The sequence below is a fragment of the Mycobacterium sp. genome (assembly GCF_039583805.1).
Classification (GTDB): Bacteria; Actinomycetota; Actinomycetes; order Mycobacteriales; family Mycobacteriaceae; genus Mycobacterium.
On sequence record NZ_JAVKSH010000127.1, the window covers coordinates 1 to 9509 of the forward strand.

Genomic DNA, 9509 nt, shown 5'->3' on the forward strand with positions numbered 1-9509 from the left:
AGGTCGATGTTGCCCGACGACGTCACCAAAGTGTCGGTGACGGTACCGCCCGGGGTGGCGATGTAGATGTTCTCTTTCACGCCGAAGGCGTCCAGCCCGGACAGGTTGAAGACGTCGTACACCGTTCCGGTCGCCGGCAGGTCCGCGGTGGTTTCCCCGCTGGCCGGGGTGACGCCGGTGACCGTCAGCTGCGTGTTGGTCAGGCCCAACAGGCTGGTCACTTCCTCGTTGGTCGTGATGCTGCCGACATCGGTGGTGCCACTGTAGACGGTGAAGTCTTGGGAGATGAGATCTGAGCCGTTGACGTCTGCGCCGGCGATGTTCAACAGCGGTGGAAAGCCGGCGAGGGCAGTGGCCGCGCTGTAGCCCTCGGCGCTGGAAACAGTGGGATCGAGGGTGAAGCCACCGATGGTGAAAGCGTCCGCACCGATGGCGCTGTCGCCCGCCTGCAGACCGGTGAAGGCGTCGCCCGGCTGCAGCGGCTGGGCGTCGTTGATGCCCAGCAGCGCCGTCAGGTCGAGGGTGCCGATGCCCGGCACCGCCACCGGGGAGTCCAGGTTGAACTGGCCGGCCGGCGTCACCAGGAACTCGGTCACGGTACCGCTGGATCCAGGGGTGGCGACGTAGACGTTCTCGTAGAGGTTCAACACGTTGAAGACGTCGTAGACCGTTCCCACTGCAGGCAGGTTCGCGGTGGTTTCCCCGCTGGCAGCAACGACCGACCTGACGGTGAACTCGTAGCTGGTCTGGCCGAGCACTTGCACCACGGCCTCGTTGACGTCGACCGACCCGAGCTCGGTCCCGCTGGCGTTGTACACCTCAAGGTACTGGGGGGCAAGGGGGATGCCCGGTATCGCCCCGCCGCCGATATTCAGCAGCGGTGGAGCACCGACGAGGGCGCTGAAAGTGGTGAAGCCCTCGGTCTCGGTCCCGGTGGGGGCTAAGCCGTCCTCGGCGCAGTAACTGCAGCCGGTGTCGATGAAGGGGTCGAAGGTGAAGCCGCCGATGGTGAATGCGTCGGCACCGGTGTCGCTGGGACCGGTGGCGGCGGCGGCGGCGGCCTGCAGCAAGGCCGTGGCACACAGCCCCCCGCCGGCCAGACTGGTCAGCCAGATGCGACGATGCATCTCGTCAACTCCATCCCCCGAACGCTCGCCGAAGAAATTACCGCGCCCCGGCTGGCGAGCGGGTCCATAGGGGTGTGCTTAGCGCGTTTGTCGTCTCATGTCAACAGGCACGCTGTCCAAGTCTGATCAGCGGCAGAGGTGACGCCGGTTTACGTATCGGCCAGGACCGGAAACGTCGCGCTCACACCGCGCGCCCCGGCCTCGGCAGGAGCCTGTACGGCTCGCCGGCCGGCTGCAGACTGGCGTGCTCACGCAGCAGCCGGGAGGGATGCGTGGACCACATTCAGCAAGTTGCCGTCGCCGCTGCACCGTCGTAAAAGGGTAGGTAAAGGGTCGGTCTCACGTCACGATCACGCGACGCTTCCGTCAATTTTTGGCCTCTGTATACTACCCGTCACTCGGCTTTTACGCACGTCAGCGGGGTAAATCCAGCTGGGTAGATGATGCCACGTCGTGAGTCAAGCAGCAGGCAACACTACTCGGTGGTAGCTATCAGGAGGCGGGATGGTTTCGTTCGGGGCGATGGATGATCGTGCGGACCGCTCGGGTTCAGCGAATTCTTCGCCCACGAGGGGCACCACGTCGGTCACTCCGGTCGCGGTGATCGGCATGGCCTGTCGGCTCCCCGGCGGCATCGACTCCCCTGAGCAGCTGTGGGAGGCGTTGCTGCGCGGCGATGACCTGGTCACCGAAATTCCGAGCGACCGCTGGGACGGCGACGAATACTACGACCCCGAGCCGGGTGTGGCCGGTCGGTCGGTGTCGAAGTGGGGTGCGTTCCTGGACGACGTCACCGGCTTCGACTGCGAGTTTTTCGGGATCAACGAGCGCGAGGCGACCGCGCTCGATCCGCAGCACCGCTTGTTGCTGGAAACCTCGTGGGAAGCCATGGAACACGCGGGCCTCACCCCCCAGAAGCTGGCCGACTCGCTGACCGGCGTGTTCGTCGGACTGACCCACGTCGACTACCAACTGGTGTCCGCCGACTCCCCCGCGATGGAGGGTCCGTACGGCTTCCAGGGCAACGTTTTCGCGATGGCGTCGGGGCGAATCGCCTACACCCTGGGGCTGCACGGTCCCGCGCTGACGGTGGACACCGCATGTTCGTCCGGTCTGCTCGCGGCGCACCTGGCCTGCCGCAGCCTGCACGACGGCGAAAGCGACCTCGCGCTCGCGGGCGGCGCCTTCCTGATGCTGGAACCACGCAAGTTCCTCGCCGGGACGGCGGGAGGTCATCTGTCTCCCACAGGACGCTGCCATGCGTTCGACGCCGCGGCCGACGGGTACGTCTGCGGCGAGGCCAGCGCAGTGGTGTTGCTGAAGCGCCTGCCGGATGCGCTGGCCGACGGCGACCGGATCCTGGCCGTGCTGCGCGGCACCGCCGCCAATCAAGACGGCCACACCGTGAACATTTCGACACCGTCGCGCAGCGCGCAGACCACGGTGTACCGGTCGGCGTTGGCCGCTGCGGGCGTGGACGCGCACAGCGTCGGGATGGTGGAGGCGCACGGCCCCGGCACCCCGGTGGGCGACCCCATCGAATACGCCGGACTGGCCGAGATATACGGCCTCGAGGGCCCCTGCGCGCTGGCGTCGGTGAAGACGAACTTCGGCCATGCCCAGTCTGCGTCCGGAACTCTCGGGTTGATGAAGGCGATCCTCGCGCTGCAGCACGGCGTGGTTCCGCGCAACCTGCACTTCACTCGCCTGCCCGATGAGCTTGCCCGCATCGACACGAAACTCTTTGTGCCACAGCAGACTACAGCTTGGCCCGGCGACGTCCGTCAGCCGCGCCGTGCGGCGGTGTCGTCGTACGGGGTGTCAGGAACCAATGTTCACGCCATCGTAGAACAAGCACCCGTGCAAGCATCGGAAGTGGCTCCCGAACCTGTTGCGCCCGAAAGCATCTCCGCGAACCTGCGATCGCCGCTGCCTTTTGGCGACGACCCGCTGCGCCCGGCTTCGCCGCGCTTGCGATCGCCGCTGCCTTTTGGCGACGACCCGCTGCGCCCGGCTTCGCCGCGCTTGCGATCGCCGCTGCTGTTCCCGGTCTCGTCCACCTCGGCGGACGAACTGCGCCGCACCGCCGGCCAGCTGGCTGACTGGGTGCAGGCACACGAGGACGTGGCGCTGACCGATCTGGCCTACACCCTGGCGCGTCGGCGCGCGCACCGCCCGGTACGCACCGCCGTCATCGCCGGCGGCCGGCCGGAGCTCACACGCGCGCTGCGCGAGATCGCCGAGGGCGATACGCCGTATCAGCCCGCGATCGGACACGACGACCGGGGTCCGGTGTGGGTGTTCTCCGGGCAGGGTTCGCAATGGGCCGGCATGGGCGCTGAGCTGCTGGCGACCGAGCCGGTGTTCGCCGCCACCGTCGCGGCGGCCGAGCCGCTGATCGCCGCCGAGTCCGGGTTCTCGGTGACCGAGGCGATGACGTCGCCGCAGACCGTGACCGGCATCGACCGGATCCAGCCGACCATCTTCACCATGCAGGTCGCGCTGGCTGCCACCATGACGGCCTACGGGGCGCGCCCGGGGGCGGTCGTCGGGCACTCCCTCGGTGAGGCCGCGGCCGCTGTCGTCGCGGGTGCGCTGTCGCTGGAAGACGGTCTGCGTGTCATCTGCCGGCGCTCCCGGCTGATGTCGCGCATCGCCGGCGCCGGCGCCATGGCATCGGTGGAATTGCCTGCCAAGCAAGTGCTTTCGGAGTTGACGTTGCGCCGCGTCAAAGACGTCGTGGTGGCGGTGGTGGCCTCACCGCAGTCCACGGTGATCGGCGGTGTCACCGAGACGGTTCGCGAGCTGGTCGCAGCGTGGGAGCAGCGCGGCGTGATGGCCCGCGAGGTCGCCGTCGACGTCGCCTCGCACTCGCCTCAGGTCGACCCGATCCTCGACGAGCTGACCGGCGTCCTGGCAGACCTGCACCCGATGACGCCGGACGTTCCGTTCTACTCGGCGACCCTGTTCGACCCGCGCGAGCAACCGGTGTGCGACAGCCGGTACTGGGTGGACAACCTGCGCCGCACGGTGCGGTTCGCCGCGGCGGTGCGGGCCGCGCTGGAGGACGGCTACCGGGTGTTCGCGGAGCTGGCGCCGCACCCCCTGCTGACCCACGCCGTCGAGCAGACCGCGCGCAGCCTCGACATGCCGCTGGCCGCGCTGGCCGGTATGCGCCGCGAGCAGAACATGCCGCACGGGCTGCGCGGCTTCGTGGCTGATCTGCACAGCGCCGGCGCCGCCGTCGACTTCTCCGTGCTCTATCCGGACGGGCGGCTGGTGGACGCGCCGCTGCCGACGTGGACCCACCGCCGGCTGTGGTTGGGCGGCGACGGCCGGGAATCGCCGGCCCACGGCGCGTGCACCGTATCCGTACATCCGCTGCTGGGGCCGCACGTGCGCTTGCAGGAGGAACCCGAGCGCCACGTCTGGCAGGGCGATGTCGGCACCGCCGCCCAGCCCTGGCTGGCTGAGCACCGGATCCGCGACGTGGCCGTGTTGCCGGGGGCGGCCTACTGCGAGATGGCCTTGGCGGCCGCGCACGCCGTGCTGGGCGAGGCCGCACAGGTCCACGACATCCGCTTCGAGCAGGCGCTGCTGCTGGACGAGCAGACCACGGTCGGCGCCTCGGCGTCGTTGTCGTCGCCGGGCGCCGTCGACTTCGTCGTGGAGTCGAATCAGGGGGGCGACCAGGCGCGGCACGCCACCGCGGTGCTGCATGCCGCAGACGACGAGCAGCCACCGGCCTACGACATCTCCGCGCTGCTTGCCGCGCACCCGCATCGCGCGGACGGCGCCCAGGTGCGCACAAGCCTGGACCAGCGTGGTGTCCGGTACGGCCCGGCGTTCACCGGTCTGGCCGCTGTGCGCACCGGCGACGAGTCGACCGGCACCGTGCTGGCCGAGGTCGCGCTACCCGGCCAAATCCGCTCGCAGCAAGCTGCCTACGGCGTGCACCCCGCACTGCTGGATGCGTGTTTTCAGTCCGTCGAGGCGCATCGCGATGTCCAGGCATTCGGCGGCGGCGTGCTGGCGTTGCCGTTGGGGATCCGTCGCCTGCGTGCGTACGGCCCGATCCGCAACGCGCACTACTGCTACACCCGGGTGACGAACGCCGACGCGAGCGGGGTGGAGGCCGACCTCGACGTGCTCGACGAGCACGGGTCGGTGCTGCTGGCCGTGCAGGGACTGCGATTGGGCACCGGGGCGGACGCCGACGCCCACAACGATCGTGTGCTGGCCGAGCGGCTGCTGGCCGTCGAATGGCGGCGGCGGGACGTGCCCGAGGTGGACGACGCCGACACCGGGGCCTGGCTGCTGATCAGCACCACCGACGCCGACCAGGTGGCCACCGCGTTGACCGACGCCCTGAAAAACCATGGCGCGCACTGCACCACCATGTGCTGGCCGCAGCACGCCGACCACACCTCGAACCGGGCGGAGTTCGCAAATCATCTGCGCGCCGGTCGATTCGGCGGCGTGGTGATCCTCACGGGGCCGAAAAACGGCGACACCGAGGACCCGTCGCCGCTGCGGGGCCGCCAGCACGTGCAGCATCTGGTGCGCATCACCCGCGAACTGGCGGAGATCCCCGGCGAGCCGCCGCGAGTGTACGTGGTGACCCGCAACGCCCAGATCGTGCTGACCGGCGACCAACCCAACCTCGAGCAGGCCGGGTTGCGGGGTGTGATGCGGGTGATCGGCGCCGAGCATCCGCACCTGCGCGCCACCCAGATCGACGTGGACGACACCAGCGATGCCGAGCAGCTGGCACGCCAACTGCTCGGCGGCTCCGAGGAAGACGAGACGGCCTGGCGAAACGGAGCGTGGTACGTCGCGCGGTTGTGCCCGGCTCCGCTGCGCCCGGAGGAGCGGCACACCACGGTGGTCGACCATGCGCGCGACGGAATGCGCCTTCAGGTCCGCACACCCGGTGATCTGGAATCGTTGCAACTGGTCGCCCGCGACCGGGTGACGCCGGGGCCGGGACAGATCGAGGTCGCGGTCAGCGCGTCGAGCATCAACTTCGCCGACGTGCTGCTGGCGATGGGACGATTCCCCAGCATCGACGGGCTGCTGCCGCAGCTGGGCATGGATTTCGCCGGCGAGGTGACCGCGGTCGGCGCAGACGTCACCGACCACAAGGTGGGCGATCGTGTCGGGGGGCTGTGCGCCGACGGTTGTTGGGGCACCTTCATCACCTGCGACGCCGACCTCGCCGTCACGCTGCCGGCCGGACTTTCCGACGAGCAGGCCGCGGCGGTCGCAACAGCGCATGCCACCGCCTGGTACGGCCTGCACGACCTTGCCAAGATCGGGCCCGGCGACAAGGTATTGATCCACTCCGCGACCGGCGGGGTGGGGCGGGCGGCGATCGACGTAGCCCGCGCCGCAGGCGCAGAGATCTTCGCCACCGCGGGCAGCGAACGGCGTCGGCAATTGTTGCGCGACATGGGCATTGGGCACGTCTACGATTCACGCAGCCTGGAGTTCGCCGACGGCGTACGTCGCGACACCGACGGGTACGGCGTCGATATCGTGCTCAACTCGGTGACCGGCGCCACCCAGCGCGCAAGCCTGGAACTGCTGTCCTTCGGTGGCCGGTTCGTCGAGATCGGCAAACGCGACATCTACGGCGACACCCGGCTGGGGCTCTTCCCGTTCCGACGCAACCTTGCGTTCTACGGCCTCGACCTGGCGCTGATGTCGCACACCCATCCCCTGCGGATCCAGAGTCTGCTGCGCACGGTCTACCGACTGGTCGCAGACGGCTCACTGCCGATGCCGCAGAGCACGTGCTACCCGCTGGCCGACGCCGCGAACGCGATTCGGCTGATGAGTAGCGCCCAGCACACCGGCAAACTCGTGCTCGATGTGCCGCACACCGGCCGCGGCCGCGTGATAGTGCCGCCGGCGCAGGCCCGGGTGTTCCGCCGCGACGGTTCTTACATCGTGACCGGCGGACTGGGCGGCTTGGGGTTGTTCTTGGCCGAGAAGATGGCTTCTCCCGGTTGCGGGTCCGGCTGCGGGCGTATCGTGCTGTCCTCGCGTTCGCAGCCGACTCCCGGGGCGCTGGAGGCCATCGAGCGCATCCGCGCGAACGGCGCCGATGTCGTGGTGGAGTGCGGCGACATCGCCGAACCCGAGACGGCGGCCCGGTTGGTGGCCGCGGCGACGGCCACCGGGCTTCCGGTGCGTGGTGTGCTGCACCTTGCAGCAGTGGTCGAGGACGCCACCCTGACCAACATCACCGAGGAGCTCACCGAACGCGACTGGGCGCCAAAGGTTTATGGTGCGTGGAATATGCACACCGCCACCGCCGGCCAGCCGTTGGACTGGTTCTGCTCGTTCTCCTCGGCGGCGGCGCTGGTCGGCTCGCCCGGGCAAGGCGCCTACGCCGCTGCCAACAGCTGGCTGGATGCCTTCACCCTGTGGCGCCGCGCCCAGGGCCTGCCGGCCACCGCGATCGCCTGGGGCGCTTGGGCTCAGATCGGGCGTGCGACGGCTCTGGCGGAGGACAGCGGCGACGCCATTGCTCCCGACGAGGGCGCCTACGCGTTCGAAGCGCTTTTGCGCCACGACCGCGCCTACACGGGCTATGCGCCGATCATGGGCACACCGTGGTTGACCGCCTTCGCCGAACGCAGCCCCTTCGCCGAGGCGTTCCGTTCCGCCGGGCAAAACGTAACGGGCACAAGCAAACTGCGTGCCGAACTCGACGACCTGCCCTCCGACGAGTGGCCCACCCTGCTGCGGCGCCTGATCTCCGACCAGGTCAACCTGATTCTGCGCCGCAGCGTCGACCCCGACCGTCCGCTCTCCGAATACGGTGTCGACTCACTCGGCGCCCTCGAACTGCGGACCCGCATCGAGACCGAAACGGGAATACGTATCCCTCCCAGCGACATCGCCGTCACCACGATTCGCGGTTTGGCGGAGCTGCTGTGCGAAAAGCTGGCGCCCGCGGACGCCGCCTGACCGCGACGTGTCGTCCTGCTCGAACGTTACCGACGGTGAGGAGGATCTGTGAAAACCGTTCCCAGGCTGGTGAAGTCCGAGCTTGTCGGGCTGGTCGTGTTCGGCTTGTTGGTGTTCGTGCCGGCATGGACGTTCGACTATTGGCAAGCCTGGGCACTTCTGGCGGTGTTCGCGCTTTCGGCGCGGATTCCCGGCATCTACTTGCTGCGCAGGAATCCCGTTGCGCTCCAGCGGCGGATGAGTGGAGGGCCGTCAGCCGAGACACGGATGACGCAGAAGTTCGTTATGGGTGGCTTATGGTCATCGCTGGCCGCGATGCTCGTGGTCAGCGCCCTCGACCATCGCTTCGGCTGGTCGCCGGTGCCGCCGGCGGTCTGCTTGGTCGGTGATGTTCTGGTCGCCGCCGGACTGGGCGTGGTGTTGCTGGTGGTCATCCAGAACAGCTACGCGGCCGCAACCGTGCGGGTCGAGTCCGGCCAGAAGGTCGTCTCCACCGGCCTGTACCGGCTGGTGCGCCACCCGATGTACACCGGCAACGTGATCATGATGATGGGCATCCCCCTCGCGCTCGGTTCCTACTGGGGACTCGTCTTCGTCGTACCCGGCGTGATGGTTCTCGCCTTACGCATCCGCGACGAGGAGAAGCTACTGCAGGACGAGTTGGACGGTTACCGCGAGTACCTGCAGCGGGTTCGCTATCGCCTGGTGCCACACATGTGGTAGCTGCTGTCGCAGCGCGGTCTCACAGATCCCTGACCGGGCGCACGGCGGGAACTTCTTCTCCCGAGCCGACATGCCTGGCCAACTGCTCGCTCAAGCTTCGTACGGACGGCGCGTCCAACAAGGTGGGCACCGCAAGGCGGCTGTCGAGGGCGGTGTTGATCGCGGCGACCGCTCTCATCGCGGACAGTGAATCTCCGCCCAGGTCGAAGAACGAGTCATCGACCCCGACGCGCTCAACACCCAGCACCTGGGCGTAGATGTCGGCCACCATCTGCTCGACGAGGGTAGCCGGGGCGCGATAACCACCACCGTCATCGTCGGATTCCGGTGCCGGTGCCGCCGTGGGCGCCGGTGGGGTCAGCACCGCCCGGTTGCTCCACCCCGCCAGCGCGGAGTGCTCGCCGGCGTCGAGCAGGTCCACCGACGACAGCGGCCGGGTCGGATCCGCCGTCATCGCCACCAACGCCCGCATGAACCGTTCCATGAGCGTTTCGATGGCGGCCGCGTCGAACACATCCAGACGGAATTGGACGCGCAGGCCCAGTTCAGGGCCCGGCAGGGCTTGGATCGCCAGCGGGTAGTGGTAGTAGTCGCGGTGGGTGAACTCGGTGATGGCCAACCCGTCGATACCCGACAACGCAGCAGGGTCGGCCGGGTAGTTCTCGTACACGAAGAAGGTGT

4 protein-coding genes are annotated in these 9509 nt (G+C 68.5%); 2 read left to right on the forward strand and 2 right to left on the reverse strand.

Annotation, left to right across the window (positions count from 1 at the left end):
• The coding region (locus ABDW21_RS14900) for a hypothetical protein (protein WP_343710645.1) at positions 1-1127 on the reverse strand (1127 nt) is incomplete at its 3' end.
• A 504-nt stretch (positions 1128-1631) separates the two neighbouring features.
• On the opposite strand from ABDW21_RS14900, the gene pks2 reads away from it, so the two are divergent.
• Positions 1632-8105 (forward strand): sulfolipid-1 biosynthesis phthioceranic/hydroxyphthioceranic acid synthase, encoded by a 6474-nt coding sequence (gene pks2 / locus ABDW21_RS14905; protein WP_343710646.1) that lies wholly within the window; start codon positions 1632-1634, stop codon positions 8103-8105.
• A gap of 48 nt (positions 8106-8153) precedes the next feature.
• Positions 8154-8828 carry an isoprenylcysteine carboxylmethyltransferase family protein gene (locus tag ABDW21_RS14910; protein ID WP_343602343.1) on the forward strand — a complete coding sequence of 225 codons (675 nt, stop codon included), beginning with the start codon at positions 8154-8156 and terminating at the stop codon, positions 8826-8828.
• Between the two features lie 19 nt (positions 8829-8847).
• On the opposite strand, the gene ABDW21_RS14915 is transcribed toward ABDW21_RS14910, so the two are convergent.
• Positions 8848-9509: phosphopantetheine-binding protein (locus ABDW21_RS14915; RefSeq protein WP_343710647.1), on the reverse strand; the 662-nt coding region annotated here is incomplete at its 5' end.